At 51.6% G+C, this 16,826-nt stretch carries 10 protein-coding genes; 1 reads left to right on the top strand and 9 read right to left on the bottom strand.

Going from position 1 to position 16,826, the window contains the following annotated elements:
* Window positions 1-2,310, bottom strand: coding sequence for a glycoside hydrolase family 3 N-terminal domain-containing protein (locus AC6B99_RS16360; protein ID WP_496663758.1), 2,310 nt, complete (start codon window positions 2,308-2,310; stop codon window positions 1-3).
* Window positions 2,311-2,335: 25 nt separating this feature from the next.
* Window positions 2,336-5,557, bottom strand: coding sequence for a glycoside hydrolase 5 family protein (locus tag AC6B99_RS16355; protein WP_496663757.1), 3,222 nt, complete (start codon window positions 5,555-5,557; stop codon window positions 2,336-2,338).
* Between the two features lie 155 nt (window positions 5,558-5,712).
* Here AC6B99_RS16355 and AC6B99_RS16350 point away from each other — a divergent pair, with 155 nt between their 5' ends.
* Window positions 5,713-6,753 carry a LacI family DNA-binding transcriptional regulator gene (locus AC6B99_RS16350; protein ID WP_056032389.1) on the top strand — a complete coding sequence of 347 codons (1,041 nt, stop codon included), beginning with the start codon at window positions 5,713-5,715 and terminating at the stop codon, window positions 6,751-6,753.
* Between the two features lie 137 nt (window positions 6,754-6,890).
* Here AC6B99_RS16350 and AC6B99_RS16345 read toward each other — a convergent pair whose 3' ends face one another.
* From AC6B99_RS16345 to AC6B99_RS16315, 7 genes are all read right to left on the bottom strand, one after another.
* Window positions 6,891-9,104 (bottom strand): helix-turn-helix domain-containing protein, encoded by a 2,214-nt coding sequence (locus tag AC6B99_RS16345; protein WP_496663756.1) that lies wholly within the window; start codon window positions 9,102-9,104, stop codon window positions 6,891-6,893.
* Window positions 9,105-9,259: 155 nt separating this feature from the next.
* Window positions 9,260-10,897 (bottom strand): type 2 periplasmic-binding domain-containing protein, encoded by a 1,638-nt coding sequence (locus AC6B99_RS16340; protein ID WP_496663755.1) that lies wholly within the window; start codon window positions 10,895-10,897, stop codon window positions 9,260-9,262.
* 147 nt (window positions 10,898-11,044) lie between these two features.
* Window positions 11,045-11,944 carry a carbohydrate ABC transporter permease gene (locus tag AC6B99_RS16335; RefSeq protein ID WP_056032396.1) on the bottom strand — a complete coding sequence of 300 codons (900 nt, stop codon included), beginning with the start codon at window positions 11,942-11,944 and terminating at the stop codon, window positions 11,045-11,047.
* Between the two features lie 18 nt (window positions 11,945-11,962).
* A complete protein-coding gene (locus AC6B99_RS16330) occupies window positions 11,963-12,892 on the bottom strand; it encodes an ABC transporter permease subunit (protein WP_494863881.1) in 930 nt (309 codons plus the stop codon).
* A gap of 397 nt (window positions 12,893-13,289) precedes the next feature.
* Complete coding sequence (locus tag AC6B99_RS16325) at window positions 13,290-14,738, bottom strand: alpha-L-fucosidase (RefSeq protein WP_496663754.1); 1,449 nt, start codon at window positions 14,736-14,738, stop codon at window positions 13,290-13,292.
* A gap of 11 nt (window positions 14,739-14,749) precedes the next feature.
* Window positions 14,750-15,808, bottom strand: coding sequence for a Gfo/Idh/MocA family protein (locus AC6B99_RS16320; RefSeq protein ID WP_496663753.1), 1,059 nt, complete (start codon window positions 15,806-15,808; stop codon window positions 14,750-14,752).
* Window positions 15,809-15,864: 56 nt separating this feature from the next.
* On the bottom strand, window positions 15,865-16,731 hold the full coding sequence (locus tag AC6B99_RS16315; protein WP_056032405.1) for a sugar phosphate isomerase/epimerase family protein: 867 nt from the start codon (window positions 16,729-16,731) through the stop codon (window positions 15,865-15,867).
* Window positions 16,732-16,826: the final 95 nt, after the last annotated feature.

Genomic DNA, 16,826 nt, shown 5'->3' with positions numbered 1-16,826 from the left:
CTATTCCCCCTCGCGCTTAACATGCAAGCTGCATGCCAGCCAATCCTTCGAGCTGCTGCCGACCATTAAGCGGAATTCGCCCGGTTCCACAACCGGCTCCAGCTGGGCGTTAATCAATGCAAGATGCTCTTGATTTACAGGGAAAGTGACCAGCTTCGCCTCCCCCGGCTGCAAATGGATTTTGCGGAAGCCCTTGAGCGAGGTTTCGGCACGGGTCACCGATGCGGATACGTCGGTTACATACATTTGCACAACCTCATCTCCAGCCACACCGCCAATGTTCGTCACTTCGATTTGCACCTCGGCTTCTCCGCCCGGGGTTATCACTTCCGGTACAACCCGTATGTTATCGTAGCCAAATTGCGTATAGCTGAGCCCAAACCCGAATGGATACTGCGGCTCAAGATCCGTCTCCAAATACCGCTTGCCGCGCGTTCTCTTGGAATGATAATAAACCGGCAGCTGGCCGACATGCTTCGGAATGGAAACGGTAAGGCGCCCGGAAGGATTGACGTCGCCGAATAAAATGTCCGCAATCGCATTGCCGCCCTCCTGTCCCGGATACCACGCCTCCAAAATCGCATGAGCATGCTCTTCTATCCAAGGCTCGGCAATCGGCCTGCCGTTGATGTAGACGATGATAACCGGCTTGCCGAGCTTATAAATTTCCTGCACCAGTTCAAGCTGCACCCCCATGAGACTAAGCGTCGAACGGTCGATGCCTTCACCGCACTCCATGTCGTTCCATGCGTTATCCGTAACGACGGACGCACCTGTACGCAAATCAATGGTGCCTTCCCCGAAATCCCGGGCGCTGGAGCCGCCGATAACCATAACGATGGCATCCGCTTGCTCGGCGCAGGCGAGGGCATGGCCGAAGCCGTCTTTGGCGTCGCCCTTAATTCGGCAGCCAGGCGCATACAGCACCTGATCATCCGCATCCGCGCCGAGCTTGCGGCGGATACCCTCAAGCACGGTGACGATTTGTCCCTTAGGCTGCGGCGAGGTGTAATCACCGAGCTGATTGTAGACGTGGTTCGCATTCGGACCGATAACGGCTATTTTGGTGCCTGCTTTGCTGAGCGGAAGCGTGGCCTGTTCATTTTTGAGCAAAATAATGCCCTCCGCAGCTACTCTTCTCGCCAGCTCCACATGCTCCTCGCACCCAATAACCTGCTGGGCAAAATCAGGATCAACATAAGGCCGTTCGAATAAGCCAAGTCTGAATTTCATGTCGAGCACCCGTCCTGCTGCTGTATTCAGCTCATCCTCGGTCATCAGCCCCTGCGCAAGCGCGCCCGCTAAATGCTTGCCATACATATAGCCGGACATCTCCATATCGACGCCTGCTTTCAGGCTTTGCGCCACTGCCTGCTCCCCGTTCTCCGCCGTATTGTGGCCGCTGACCAGCATTTGAATCGCGCCAAAATCGGTAATGACAAAACCATCAAACCCCCATTCCTCGCGCAGCAGGTCGTTCAGCAAATAGGAATTTGAGGTGCAGGGCACACCGTCAATTTCGTTGTACGCCGTCATGACGGAGCAGGCACCCGCTTCGACCGCCTTTTTGAACGGCAGCAAATCGATTTCATGAAGCTCACGCAGCCCCATATGGACGGGAGCCGCATTGCGTCCGCCCTCGGAGCTGCCATAAGCGGCAAAATGCTTAAGCGTCGCCACAATCGTTTTGTCCGTATCCAGCCGTTCCCCTTGCAGCCCCTTAATCGCCTCGACCGCCAGCTCGCCGATTAAATAGGGATCTTCCGCGAAACATTCCTCCGTCCGCCCCCACCGCGGGTCGCGCACGACATCAAGGACAGGCGAATACGTCGCAGCGCCCCCCTGGCTTCGAGTCTCTGCCGCAATCGCCTCGCACATTTCCCGGTACAAATCCTTGTTCCAGGTGCTTCCGACCGTAAGCGGAACGGGAAATACCGTTGCCCCAATTGCCATATGACCATGAGAGCACTCCTCCCCGAACAAAATCGGAATGCCAAGGCGGGAGTTTTCAATCACGTATCGCTGGATTTCATTAGTCGCTACCGCGCCTTGCCTTGGTGTAAGTCCCGTCTCCAGCGTCACCTCTGTCCAAGGATCGGCGCGAAGAACGCCGTATAAAGAACCTACTCCGCCCCGCGCAACCTCTTCCTTGAACTGCTCCGTCACCTGCACGGTGCCGTCCGCTTCCTTGAGGTAGGTTTTCCATCCCATAGGCTGGATAAGCTGGCCGATTTTCTCCTCTGTCGTCATACGTTCAAGCAAATCCTGAACCCGTTCCCGAATCGGAAGCGAAGCGTCTTTATAGTCCATGTGCATAATCTCCTTCTGGGTTGATTTAGCGTTTGAAAGCTCTGATGCTCACTTGCTCGGGGCGATACACCGACAATAGCTGTCCTTCATGGTCAGCGGCAAACATGACCGTCCGTTCCTGTTCCAAAACAAACGCATATTGAGTGCCCGTCAACGGGTCCCGTATCTCCAGTTCCATATCACTGCTATATTCGGATACAAAAATATAAAGATTGCCTTCATCAAATTGCAGCTTCCGGCCATAAACGCCCGGAGCGTCGCCGCCGCTTAGCCATTCCAGCTCCATCTCGGCGCCAGAAGCACGCAGCGCCTCTTCATACAGCGCTTGCAGCGGCTCCCATCTGTCATTCAGCTCCAGCGGCAGCGGACACCAGATGAAGCTGCCTGCACCGAGCGCCATGCTGACCAGACTTAGGCCGGCATTGATGGCATTCCTGGTATTGCTGGCGCTGTTTGCACTGCTGGAATTGCTAGAATTGCTGCTACTGCTGCCAGACTGCGGAATCGGCCGATCGATAGCCAGCTGCCCGATTTTGCGTCCGCCGAACGATACGCTGTGCCGCTTGCCGCCTAGCAGCAGCGCCTCTTCACGACGCACATTGCCGGGCACCGTCTCGCCAATCTCAGCCCGAAGCCGCTCATTGGCAGCGCCCCAATAAGCGTCCAAGCGGAGCGGCCCCGTCCATAGCACGGTGCTGCCTTTCCTCGCCAGACTAACGAGCTGCTCAAACGCTTCGTCGCTAAAGTTATGGGCGCTCGGCACGATAATGAGCTTAGCTGGCTGGCGCGCAAGCTCCTCCAGCTGGTATTCGCCCACGCCTCGAGGATGTATGTTCATGCCAAAGGTGAGCACCCTTACCGCTTGCGAGGTAGCCTCGAAAGCCAGCTTTCGGCTCGAAAAATCATTAGAATACGGGTATACGACCGCAACGTCCTCCAATACCCGCCCCTCAAACAGTCCGCCAATGCCCTGCATAAAGCGGCCAAAATCGTACGTCACATCCGTTTCAGGTTTCTGGGTGCCATCGGCCCGAAGGGCCCCGATATTCGATTCATTCGCATTGTTCATAAAGGGATTAATATTCCATATCCATTGCACCGCTCCGGCGCCTCCAGTTGAGAAGGCGTAGGCATATTTTCGCTCCAAAATGCGATGCAGCTCTTCCTCCGAGCGTTTCGCCATGCCATCCGGGCGCTGAATATGCATAATGCCGGTTTCTTGGGTCAAGTTTGGCTTATCCAGCGTTTTGGTGAAAATTCCGTCCCACACCAGTTGATCCATCAGCCACCAGCTATGTACCGTCGTATAATCGACTACGGAACCGTAGAAAAAGGGAGAAGGACGCTGCCCGCCCAGCGCCTCATCCTGCCCAACCGTCACAAGCTGGTGCGGATTGGAGCTGCGAATGGTGGAGGCCAGCTCCAGCGCCCAGCGATTGTGCATGTCCATAGTGAACAGCGAATAGTCCAGCCATGGCCCCCATTTTTTCGGCAAAAGCACACTGTCAAAATGGATATCGCCCGGGTCCGGCGGCATCGCCGCCTCAAAGGATGGCAGCTCTCTGGGAGTCATATTCCATCGTTCCTGAAGCCGGACAAGGTCGCCGCCGTGGCGCTCCTCCAGCCACTCGGAAAACGCTGCCCGCTCATAGCGGTCTGCAAGCGATCTAGGCCCCTCGAACACACGAGCCGGATCGAATAACGAAGGCTCATTGATCAGATCCCAATGGACGTGCGTCGTGGCTTGATGGCGGGAGACGATGGAAGCGATGAACCGTTTTTGAGCCTCGACAGCCCTCGGGTCCAAATACGGATTAACTCCTTCCCACGCCTCGGGCGCAAACGAGAAGAAGGTAAAGGTGACCTCCAGCTCATTCCGCTTTGCCGTAAGCAGGAAAGCGTCGATAGCCCTCAGCACATCCTCGACGACATGCCCATCGGCGAACATCATATTCCGGTAGCCCGTCCAAATGCCGGTCCGTATCAGATTGACTCCAGCCCTTCGCATCTCTGCCATATCCCGCTCCCAGCGGCTCACATTCGGCAAATGGAGAAACTTGCGCGACACGTCGGAAGCCATATACGTCATGCCGACGATAGGCACAGGGCGTCCGCCGCGGTAGAAATAGTCTCTTCCGCAGGCAAGCAGCTCCCCGCTGTTCAGCAATTCCCTGTCCATTCCCCAATAAGCCTGCTTCATCAGCCGGACTTCGCCTGCATCTGAGCGGACTTCACAGGTGATCGAGTGAAGGCCCGCCACTGCTGGTACTGGCACAGAAATGCGGAGCAGCTGCAAATCCCGGCGCTGCGGCCCCGTCTCCGCTTGCAGCGCACTTTCCCAGACCGAGGTCTGTCCTTCACGCTCTACCTTCAGCTTGAACGTCCAGTTTTGCTCCATTAAGCAGGTACGGGACAACGACTGCAATTGAAGCGTCAAAATAGGCTGTTCACCCGGCTCATAAGCGGCGTAATTGAGCTTCAGCCACAATTCTGTGACGCCTCGTCCAACATATTCAGCGAGCTCCTTAAGCAGCTCAGCACCCGCAATGCCCGTAGTGTCCGCAGTGTCCGCTGTGTCAGCAGCACCCGCACCGTCCCAAAATGACTGCCCCAGTGTCTGATTAATCAATATCCAGCGGCCTCCTGCAAAACTCCCCTTCATGTTTTCCAGCAGAACGACCGGAGCAGCCCTTTCGCGCCCATCATGATCCACGCCAACAAGCAGCGGGTAAATAAAAGCATCCATTGGGCCACCCGAGCCCATCTCGGCGGGAATATCGCTTGATTTTGTCGCATGCAGCGTCAGTCCCCACGTCGGTTCAATGCCAAAAAGCGCTTCGCGCCCCAGAAGCAGCGGGAATTCGGCCGATGCGGCTGCCCGCACTACTTTCTGAACGGATGCTGGCAGTGTGTCATGGATATTCATGAGCTGATGATACGCGGTTTGCTCCCGCTCCACTCTCCAGCCGGCCCCAACTTTCACAACTGGCCTGCGAAAAGGGGCACCGCCTGCATGAAGCAAGCCGCCTCCTCGGTCCAGATGGGCTTTCACGCCGCTCCATGCGGATTTTGGAAAATACGGGCCGTGCAAATGAATAAGCGTTTCCCATTTCTCCTCTGCCAAACGATCGGATAGCGTATGTGCATCGGCGACTTCAGCCCATACGGAAAGCTTCTTCCATACTTCCTGCGAGGGACGCACGCCCTCGTAAGGAAATGCTTCATCGTAAAACACTAAAATTTTCATGGGCCCTCCAAATGAATATTGTTATTTTTGTTAGGTTATTATATAATAACGTTATGATAAAGCCAGTCTATAACTTTTGCCAACAAACGTCAACGCTGTTATTTAGCGTGATTTTAGCATGACGTTTGTTAGTCCTATCACCTAAGGAGAACAACATGCCACGTAAAGTATCGATCCAAATGATCGCCGACCAGCTCGGCCTATCCAAATATGCAGTATCCCGCGCGCTCAGCGGGAAATCTGGTGTCAGCCAGGCCACACGCGAGCGGGTTTTAGAGTTTGCCAAGACGCTGGGCTACGGGCTTCCTTCCCAGAAGTCGCCTTCCCCCGCTCCCGACGCTGCCTCTTCCTTTGTCCTAATCTGCATGAATCCTTCCAACCGAGTCGATCCTTTTTATTGGCAGCGAGTGCTCGAAGGAATCATTTCCGGCTGCAGCGAGCGAGGGTGGCCTCATGTCATCGTCTCCCAGCCGGTCTCGTTCCCGGCCGTATCCGATTTATCGCCGCAGGAAATTATCGCGCCGCACTTGGACTGGAACAGCTGCCTTGGGCTCATCGTCATGGGCGCATATCCTTATGCGGCCCTTCAGCTTATGGCTCGTACAGGCAAGCCATTGGTGCTGCTCGACCATAATGAGCCTTTGCTTGATGTGGATTCGGTCAATCATGCGAATATAGAAGCGGGAATTCTTATTGCCCATCATCTGCTGGTCGCTCAGAAATGCAGAAGTCTTATTTTTCTCGGTGATGATGGCCGTTCTGCCAGCTTTGCCGAAAGACGAATCGGCGTAAGGACCGCAATGGAGCGCTACGGCGGCCCGGATACGAAGCTGCAGGAGTGGGAGCTGGCCTATGAAGAGAAGGAATGGCTCGCTGCTGCCGCAGAACGGTTTGCCCAGCTGGCACCGGAGCAGCGCCCAGATGCCTGGATTTGCGCTAATGATGACATTGCCATGCAATGGATGCAGCAGCTGCAGAGGATGGGAGTAGCGATTCCCGAGGAGACGCGCGTGTCGGGTATCGACAATGTAGAGGCAGCGGCCCATACGTCACCTCGACTCACTACCGTGAACCTCAGCAAGGAGGCGCTCGGCAGCCGCGCGATCGAAGCGCTATCGCGCCGCCTTGAACGTCCAGGAACACCGATGGAGCGGCTGCATCTCAGCGCCACCTTAATTCCGCGAGACTCCGCTTAAGCAGCGTATTCCGTATAAGCTTGAACAGCGGCTTTCCCCCTATAAAAGACAAACGGCGATCGTTTTTTTGCGTATTCACAATGAACGATCGCCGTTTATTTTTGCGTGGGCTGCCCGCGCCGCTCCCTGCTATCTGTTCATATCGCCTTGCGGTAATCGCTTGGCGCTACGCCTACTACATTTTTGAACGCCCGATTAAAGGAGTTGTAGTTGGTATAGCCCACTTCCTCGCTAATTTCCTGAATCGCCCTGTCCGTCTCCAGCATAAGCTGCTTCGCCCGCTCTATACGGTGGCTGATGAGCAAATCGACGAACTTCTCGCCAACTTCATCCTTGAACAGCTTGCTTAAATATTTCGGGTTAATATCAAACAGATCGCTTAAATAATTCAGCGAAAGCTCGGGGTTATTATAGTTTTCCTCCACGTATTTGCGGATTTCTAAAATATGCGTCCGATGCTTCTTGCTGCAGCGCATCGCCTGCATCTGCTCCGCCAGCTCCCGAAACGTCTCCCAGCAGAGCAGCCGCAGATCATCTAGCACTTCCCATTCCTCCAGCCCGCGAAGAAGACGGTCGAACGAAGCCGACCACAGGTCTTGGTATTCACGAGGCAGCTCAGCGAATTCCCGATTATAATGCTGGAACAGCAGCTGCACCGTGTTCATCATTTCCTGACGGGACAATACGGAGGCGCTGATTTGATCAAACAAACGTTCAAAATGCTTTTCCCACGTTTCATCGGACAGCCGCATCGCTTGCACGAACAGAGAAATTGTCTTAAGAAACTCATATACATCATTTTTGGAATCCGGCACTTCCCCGCGCAAGATCACCCGGTTCATGCCCAACACCGCTTTATAGCCCAGAGCATGGGACGCTTCCTTAAGCGATGCTCTCAAGCCTCGCAGATCACTCGCAACTCCTCCCGTTCCAATCGTAACGGTGAAGTTCAAATACTGCCCAACCTTCTCCAAATAGCCGGACAGCACCTTGCGCTCAATCTGTTCAGACAACGCTGTTTCGGAAAGCCAAAGAATCGCATGCAGCCGGCGCTCTGAAATCCATTCCGCCCATACGTCCGCCCCCTCCTGCTGGGCACTTTCTTGCAGCACAGTGGAAAGGACGAACTTGAGCAGCGTCTGATCATGCTGATGATAATCAGCGGCAAATTGCGGATAACGGTCAATTTCCACAACCATGACCATCCATCTGCTATCCAGCTCCGGGAGCTTAAACTTCGCCATTTCAGCCTGCAGCTCGCTGCCCGTGAAACGGCGCGTTCCTTCAAGCAGCTCCTGAAAAAAATATTTCTTTTGCAAAATCAGATTTTCTTCGTATTTTTCTTGATATTGCTTCGTTTGATCGATCATCCTCTCAAGCGTGTTTTGAATAAACCGGAACTCATTTTCTTTCGCAGAGCTCGTTCCCGGTTGTTTTTGCGAGGCGACTGTCTGAATTAGCGTCACGATTTGCTGGATAGGCTTGTAGTTTCTCCGAGTGACGTAAATAACCCAAATGACGCCGATTAGAACAACTGCGATCGCGAAAGCAAACCATATATTATAAAATTGCAGCGCAAATTTAACGACTTTCCCGTTATTAATACCCGTCTCTACCTTCCAGCCGCTGTAGCTGGACGTAAAGGTTGAGAAAACCTCGCCAGAGGCAGGCTTAGCGCCCGCGCCTTGAGGCGTCTGCTCATCCCACAAATTCCCGCCAGAGCTGCTGATCACATTGACGAAGGTGTATTCGGGATCATACATTTGCATAATCGACTTCCGCAGCGTTTGCAAATCCACATTGACGACCACAAGGCCAGTTCCGCCCTCCATGCCGCGAACAAGCGTTACGACCTGCTGCGCCGATTGCGAAGGAAGAGCCTTGAAATTTCTGAAATCCACCCATTTTCGCGTCGGGTTGCTGCGGCTTTCTTCTATAAAAGAGGCATCTGGAAACTCCTCAATCGGTACCGCCTTCCCGTTGCTGAATACGATATTGTCCTTGTACCGAACCAAATAGATGGAATCGATCAATGGGAAGTTGATTTTCAGCTCATCAATAACGTCAAGAACCTGAATACCAGCGTACACATCATTGCTGCCAGCAGCCGTATAATAATTTTTCAAATCCGGATTCGTCAAAATTTCCCGCAGCACTTTAAAGTCAATCGAGCGCAGCGAATTGTCCAAATACTGCATCACTTGGGACGCCAGAAATTCATTGGCCTTTAAAGCTTCTTTGCGATTTTGCTCATTGAACAGCTGGAAGAAAATAATAAACAATATCGTCGTCACAATAAAAAAGACTGGCAAATAGGACAGCAGCAAACGTCTAAACCAATTGTTGTTCATCTCCGAGGTCCCCCCTCACTTTTTATACACGTGACAACAACCTTCAAAATATTCATTTATTATATAGGATGAAGCGGGACCGTCATAGGAGAAGACCGCTCCGAGTCATGTCTGACAACAAGGAGCAGCCCCCGAGAATAAACGTTTATGCTGTTTTATTTTTTCTCAATCGCACGCTGGTAGATCGCCAAATAATTGCTCAGGCCCAGTCCATCAAAGCCTTTGACATAGCTGTCCCAATCCTTCTCAATGCTCTTGTTGCCCAGGATAAATTGCGCCATATTCGTCTGTACATAATCTTTAACTGCGGTTGTCAGCTGAGCAGCAGCTTCCGTATCCTCTGGACGAATAAAGACGTTCGATGGATATACTTCCTTCGGCGCATAAGGCGCATACACATTCGTCGCCTGTGCCAGACGAGTGCCGTAGCCTTCGGACACTAGAGGGTCCTGTCCTTCTACGAACAAGTTGCGGAACGTATTGGATAAATCATGTGCGCCAATTTGCGACCAGCTTTCGTTAACGACGACGTTCGGATCACGCTCAGGCAGGTTGTAGTAGCTGTACTTGGCAGGCTCGCCATTAATATTTTTCTCATCGGCACCTGCCATTTGCCAGCCCTTGCCCTCCGTCGGGCCGTATTCCGCATAAAGCGCGCCTTCTTCGCTGAACATGTAATCGATAATTTCAATCGCGGCGATTTGCTGCGCTTCCGAAGCTTTATTCGTAATCGCAAACTCGAATTCGCCTACGCTTTGCGTAGCGCCTGTCGTTTGTACACCATCCGGCCCTTTGAGCGGAGGCACGATATCCCAGTGCTGATGGCGCGTAATCGTCTTATCATACGTATTGACCAGGTAGCTTACGAGCGCAGTCGTAATGGAACCAACCACTTCGTCACCTTCCCTGTTGCCGAGCTGTCCTACCGCTTGATCATTCTGCGTAAAAGCAGCCGGGTCGATCAAGCCTTCCGAATACAGCTTGTGCATATATTCCAGACCCTTCTTCCAGCCCTCTTGGTTAGCGGCAAAATCAACCTTGCCATCATTGACGATTAAATATTTATCGTTGTCGTTATAAATGAAGCTATTCATCAAATAAGCGTCAATATTCCCGTTCCATACATATTTGTTCGGAGCACCTGTAAGCGGAATTTCATCGGCTTTGCCATTGCCGTTAGGGTCTTTTTCTTTAAAAGCTTTAAGAACGGTGTACAGCTCATCGGTCGTTGTCGGCATTTCTAGCCCAACCTTGTCGAGCCAATCGGTATTGATCCAATATTTTTGCGCATACGTACAGTGATAGCATTCATTAAAAATAGGCAGGGCATAAATGTTGCCATCTGGAGCCGTAATCGCCTCTTTGAAATACGGTTTTTCTTCCATAATCTTTGTCAGATTCGGAGCATGCTGCGCAATTAAATCGTTCAGCCCAAGGAAGATCCCTTGACTACCGTATGTTTGAAGGTCTGAGGTTGTAAACTTGCCGTGTAGGAATACTTCGGGATAATCGCCGCTCGCCAGCAGCAGCTGCCTGCGGTCCTGAAGCGCGTCAGTTGGAGCGAGATCCCAATTCAGCTTAACGTCAAACTTGTTTTCAATGAATTTCGTGAATTCATTATCTTCCATAGGCGCTTTGCCTTGTGGAGCAAAAAAAGTCATCGTTACAGGCCCTGTGCTCTCTCCGCTGCCACCGCTGCTCTGTGTATTATTACTGGATGCGGAGCTGCAAGCCGACAGTACGGCTACCGTAGTAAAAACAAGCAACAACATCGAAATCCAAGATTTTTTCAAACCAGACTCCTCCTTTTAATGAACGCCATTTAAATGTTTGTGACTGCACTATTTTGTGACTGCCCTATATTGAACCCTGTCCCGGAAGCCCGCCAGACCTTCGCCCCCTTCCACAAAAGCTTCCGGATGGTAGTTATGGCAAATGCCCTACCCTTTCAAGGAACCAACCATAACCCCTTTGACGAAATGGCGTTGCACGAATGGATACATAATCAAAATCGGGATGCTCGCTACAACGATCAATGCGTATTTGAGCACCTGCTCGAACCCTTGATCGCGGAGCTGCTGGCTCGTATTAGCAAGCATCGCCGGATCGGCCGCGTTCAGAATGAGCAAATTGCGCAGCACATATTGCAGCGGGAACAAGTTTTCAGATCGCAAATAAATGAGGGCATCAAAGTAAGCATTCCAATGGCCTACCGCATACATGAGCGTCATAACCGCCAAAATCGGCTTCGACAAGGGCAGTACAACGCTGACCAAATAACGAATATCCTTGCAGCCATCGACCTCAGCAGCCTCCCGCAATTCATCCGGAATCGACGATTGGAAAAAGGTTCTGGCGACGATGACTTGAAATACCGCCAGCGCCCCCGGCAGCCACATCGCCCAGCGGGTATCGAGCAGGTGAAGATCCTTCATCAGCAAGTACGTCGGAATCAGGCCGCCATCGAAAAACATCGTAATCATCATGAAAATAATGATGGCGCCGCGGCCATAGAATGTCCGGCGGGATAACGGATACGCCAGCATCACCGTCAGGATGACATTGATCGCCGTTCCGACTACCGTGTAGATGATCGTATTATAAAAACCCATCATCAGCTGCGTGCTTTTAAAAATCGAAACATACGCCTTAATGTTGAAATCGACCGGCAGCAGCCATATTTGCCCGGCTGTAACCGCCCGGGAGGAGCTGAAGGAGGAACTGACGATATAGAGCAGCGGGTATGCGACGACGATCAGCACCAGCACGAGAAATAAATAATTGATGCCCATAAACACGCGGTCGCCGAGTGGGTCTTTAATTCGATTCCGATTAAACATAGATGGCCTCCTCCTCCTTTACCATAAGCTGTTCTTACTGACTTTCCGGGAAACCGCATTGACCAAAATAAGCAAAATCAGGTTGATGATTGAATTAAACAATCCAACTGCCGAGGAAAAGCTGAAATTCGCTCCAATTAATCCGACCTTGTACACATAGGTGGAAATGACTTCCGAAGCGCTCGTATTCAGCGGATTTTGCATTAAATAAATTTTCTCAAAGCCGACGCCCATAATGCTGCCGAGATTCAAAATCAGCAGGATGACGGTGACGGGGATGAGGCTCGGAATGTCGATATGCCATATTTTTTTGAGCCGGGAAGCCCCATCCATTCGGGCCGCTTCATAGAGCGAGGGGTCAACCCCGGCAAGCGCTGCAATATAAATAATCGAAGAATAGCCCATCCCCTGCCATACACCCGACCATACATAAATCGATTTAAAATATTCCGGTATGCCCATAAAGTTGGTCATGGTCATGCCAAGGAAGGTAAACAGCCGGTCTACGACCCCGACATGCGGCGAGAGCATCAAAATAATAATGGATACCATAACGACCGTTGAAATGAAATGCGGGGCGTAGGTGACCATCTGCACCGTCTTTTTGAAATAGCCCGTTCGCAGCTCATTGAGCGCCAAAGCAAGCAGGATCGGAATCGGAAAACCCGCAATCAGCGTGTAAAGGCTGATACCAATCGTATTTTTGAGCAGCAGCCAGAAGTTTGGAGAGTTGAAGAAGGTTTCAAAATGTTTAAGCCCTACCCATGGGCTTCCCCAAATGCCCTGAACGACGCTGTAGTTTTTGAAGGCAATTTGTACGCCAGCCATTGGCATGTACTTGAAGATAAATAGATACAGCACTGGAGGAAGCACCAATAAATACAGCTGCCAATGCCTTTTAAGACTTTTAAGGAAGGGGTGCTCTATTTTGCGTTCACTCTGATTCATGCTTTTTTGGGGCTTCGTTCGCGCTGGTATCGTTCCCGAGTTCTGACTCATCTGCATCATTCCCTCTATATTTTAATGTAATAATACCTAACGTAAATTTCATTATACAGCTTGTTTTTTTGATCAGACTTCGTTATTGCGTTATTTGTGTAAACTATTCTATCAGGTAGCGCTTTCTTGCATTGATCGTACCTTGAGTTGGACCAATTGCGCAATTTGCATTTTTCTCACACCTCTCCATATTCCAGAAACCCTTGTCAAATCAGGGAAAAACGGTGCTTTCCTCTCTTTTTTCGCCAATGGATAGTGGAGGTGCCAGGCAGAGGGGAGGAGGACGCCACACAAAAAAAATCCCGAGGGGCACGGATTCTCCCCCCGGGATTTCGAATGATGCTTATTACGATGTTAACAATCGGAACGTTTGTGTGATGGGTGCCTGCTCTGTAATGGACGCTTGCAGCAGCTTTACAGCCACTCCGGCTTCCATTCGGGTAAACGCAACATCCTCTTGATCATCCGCTCCAACAAGCTCAATTCGTTCCACATGGCCTGAGTATGGAATGACGAGCTGCTGATCGACCGCCTCATTTTCATTTGCGTATAGGCGGAAGGCATACGTTACATTATCCTTGCAGGTAAATGCCCAATCTCCTGTAAAATAAGGACCGCAAATCCGCGTTCCGTAGATGCCCTCGCCATGTACATTCAGCCAAGCGCCAAGCTCCTTGATGCTCTTAACCGCACCTGCTGGCAGGCGGCCATCCGGCTGCGGCCCTACGTTCAGCGCCAAATTCCCACCCTTGGCGACAACCTCCAGCAGAATATGGGCAAGCTGCCTAGCCGTCTTATATTTATCATCAAAGGCATAAGCAAAGGAGTTGCCAATCGTGATGCAGCTTTCCCATGGAATATTCATCGGCGACTCTGGAATCGTCTGCTCCGGCGTTACAATGTTCTCATAAGGTCCGCCAACCGTACGATCGGCAGCTAGAAGCCATGGCTGCGTCTTGCGCGCCCGCTCCACAACCTCGCCCAGACGGATATCCTGCCCCTTCCGGCCTTCCCGCACCCAGCCTGCATCGAGCCAGAGACATTCAATTCGGCCGTATTTCGTCAGCAGCTCCATAATCTGCTCATGCGTAAACTCTACGAACTTCTCCCACAGCCATGGATACTGCTCTGGATCATAGGAAGGCCCGCGCCACATATGATGTCCGCGCTCCATGCCCGGCGCCCAATAATAAGGCGTATGCCAGTCCGCTTTGGAAAAATAAGCCGAGATGCCCAGCCCCCTAGCCCGGAAGGCATCAAACAGCGTACGGCAAATGTCCGCATATTTATGCTTATGAAACGGCGTATCCGCTCCCGTAATGCGATAATCCGTCGTATGCGTATCCCACATGCAGAAGCCGTCATGATGCTTCGTCGTAAACAAAAAATATTTAAAGCCGTTGTCGGCGGCCAAATCCGCCCATACCTCGGGCTGAAAGCGAATCGGATTGAACGTTTTATTCAGATCAAAGTATTCGCGCTTGAAGTGCTCCATGTCGTCGGTCCAATCCACATCATGGCGGGACCAATCTCCGTCGTCATCGCTCAGCGCCCAGGATTCCACCAGCCCCAGCTGTGAATAAGGACCCCAATGCATCATTAGGCCAAGCTTCTGGTCCTTGAACCATTCCAATCGCTCATTCAGCAGCGGCTCCTCGGGCCTCACCCACTCGTCCTCTTTGCTGAAATGGTGGACGCCAGCTTCAACGACGTCCGTTTCCTGCTCGTGCTCTTGTTCCAGTTCCTGTTTCAGTTCCTGATCCAGCAAAATATCCTTTGGTTCGCTCCCACTCATCGCCATCGCTCCTAAAATTGAATTTCGCGTCCTTGACGAGCCGACTCGTAGATCGCACAAAGAATCTTCATCACTTCAACGCCGTCTTCTACCGGGCTCAGCGTCTCCTTGCGTCCTAATGTGCTGTCGATAAAATGGTTGATTTCATTGCTGAAGGAGCCCATGAAATCAAAGGATTTGAAATCCACCTGCGGCGTCATATTCAGGATCGTATCGAATTTTTCACCGATCATTGAAATTTCCGGTTCAAGCTCCGCGCCGCCCTTGTCTCCGTAAAGCTTGACGGAGATTTCGTCCTGCTTGGCATGCAGCGTGAAGCTGACGTCTACCAGCAAGCTCGCGCCATTTTCAAACCGAATCATCGCATTGGCCATATCCTCTACCGTATTCTCCTTCGCATCGTAGTCAGCGGCTTTATAGAACGACAGATTGCGGATGTTAGAACGGTTTCCTAAGCGATTGGAGAGGTTGGCCGATACCGACTTGACCTTGGGCTTGCCCATTAAATACCAGCAAATATCAATAATATGCACACCCAGATCAATGACTGGGCCGCCACCGGAGCGCTCGATATCCGAGAACCAGCCGCCAGGGTTGCCAAGTCGTCTCAAACAGGAGGCTTTCGCATAATAGATTTCGCCGAGCTCGCCCTCTTCAATGAATTTTTTCAAAATTTGGGCATTGTCGCTATAACGCCTTACAAACCCTACCTGCAGGAGCTTGCCACTACGATGCACCGCCTTCTCCACTTTGAGCGCTTCCTCGACGGTTTGGCAGAGCGGCTTTTCGCACAATACGTTTTTGCCCGCATCCAGGGCGGCAATGCTAATTTCGGCATGGGAATTGTTCCATGTACAAATGCTGATCGAGTGGATTTCAGGCAGCGCCAGCAGCTCTTTATAATCAGTGAACACTTTAGTCGCGTTATATTTTTTCGCCATTTCCTGCGCCCGGCCTTCGTTCAAGTCGCAGATGGCGTAGATTTCAACTTCTGGATTGCTGGCATACGCCTGCAAATGGCAATCGGATATAGAGCCCGCGCCGATGACGGCAACTTTTAATTTGGACATTTTCTTCCCTCCATGATCTGCTTATTAGCCTATTCATTTGCTTATGAGTTAGATGGTTACGCTTCTTGCCAGAAGCGGCGTACGTTGTCCATGGCTATTTTGGAAGCGGTTCTGCAATCCTCCATGCCTTCAAATTCAACGGAAATATACCCGTCATAGCCGGACTGCTTCAGCACGCGGAATACTTCGAACATATCGATATCTCCATGCCCCACAATCGCCCCCCGCAAATAATTGCCATGCGCGGTCTGAAACCAGCCTGCTCCCGGATTGCGGTAGGAGGGTCTAAGGTAAAAATCCTTGGCATGGACCATGGAGGCATAAGGAATGTTATTTTTCACAGCGCTGACAGCATCTTCGTCCACACAGAGGAAATTGCCGATGTCCAGTGTTGTTTTGAAATTATCCCGCGCTGTTTCATGCAGCAAACGCCGAATTCGCTCGCTGGATTGCACATAATAGCCGTGATTTTCCACACTCGTTGTAATACCGAAGCCTGCTGCATAATCAGCAATGGTGCGGCATGCCTCTACTAGAAGGGGCAGATCCGCTTCAAACTGGGCTACGCTTCCCTCATGTGCGGGACGGAAAGCGACGTCATGGCGCATTTTGGTGACGCCTAGCGCCCTCGCTACATCAACATGCTGCTTGACAGCTTGAATTTCGCTCTCTAGTGCTTCGGGGCCGTCATGCGCAACAAAATTGGCTCCGATAGCATAGTTGGAAATATCGATGCCCACTTCCTTGGCCGTCTGTACAATTTGCTCAACCAGCTCCGGATTGTCGATCAGGCTGTATCCAATAGGAACGATTTCTACATGTTCCCCGCCTTGCTCGGCGATAAAGCGAATCGCATCCGGTACGGTCATTTCTTTTTTGTCCAAAGCTTGCTGAAGACTGTATGTGCTGAGTCCTACCTTCATCTCTTCCCTCATCCTCTCCCGCATGTTTGTATCCTCACACCAACGTATACCCTTTTCCCGGTTATTACACAATTCGCAATAATCGTCTACTATTC

It is taken from the genome of Paenibacillus liaoningensis (genome assembly GCF_059609455.1).
This window is presented reverse-complemented; position numbering and strand designations above follow the sequence as displayed.

Bases quoted from the DNA above. Each gene is read 5' to 3' on its own strand.
- AC6B99_RS16360 (WP_496663758.1), bottom strand. From the start codon at position 2,310: ATGGACTATAAAGACGCTTCGCTTCCGATTCGGGAACGGGTTCAGGAT.
- AC6B99_RS16355 (WP_496663757.1), bottom strand. From the start codon at position 5,557: ATGAAAATTTTAGTGTTTTACGATGAAGCATTTCCTTACGAGGGCGTG.
- AC6B99_RS16350 (WP_056032389.1), top strand. From the start codon at position 5,713: ATGCCACGTAAAGTATCGATCCAAATGATCGCCGACCAGCTCGGCCTA.
- AC6B99_RS16345 (WP_496663756.1), bottom strand. From the start codon at position 9,104: ATGAACAACAATTGGTTTAGACGTTTGCTGCTGTCCTATTTGCCAGTC.
- AC6B99_RS16335 (WP_056032396.1), bottom strand. From the start codon at position 11,944: ATGTTTAATCGGAATCGAATTAAAGACCCACTCGGCGACCGCGTGTTT.
- AC6B99_RS16330 (WP_494863881.1), bottom strand. From the start codon at position 12,892: ATGAATCAGAGTGAACGCAAAATAGAGCACCCCTTCCTTAAAAGTCTT.
- AC6B99_RS16325 (WP_496663754.1), bottom strand. From the start codon at position 14,738: ATGAGTGGGAGCGAACCAAAGGATATTTTGCTGGATCAGGAACTGAAA.
- AC6B99_RS16320 (WP_496663753.1), bottom strand. From the start codon at position 15,808: ATGTCCAAATTAAAAGTTGCCGTCATCGGCGCGGGCTCTATATCCGAT.
- AC6B99_RS16315 (WP_056032405.1), bottom strand. From the start codon at position 16,731: ATGAAGGTAGGACTCAGCACATACAGTCTTCAGCAAGCTTTGGACAAA.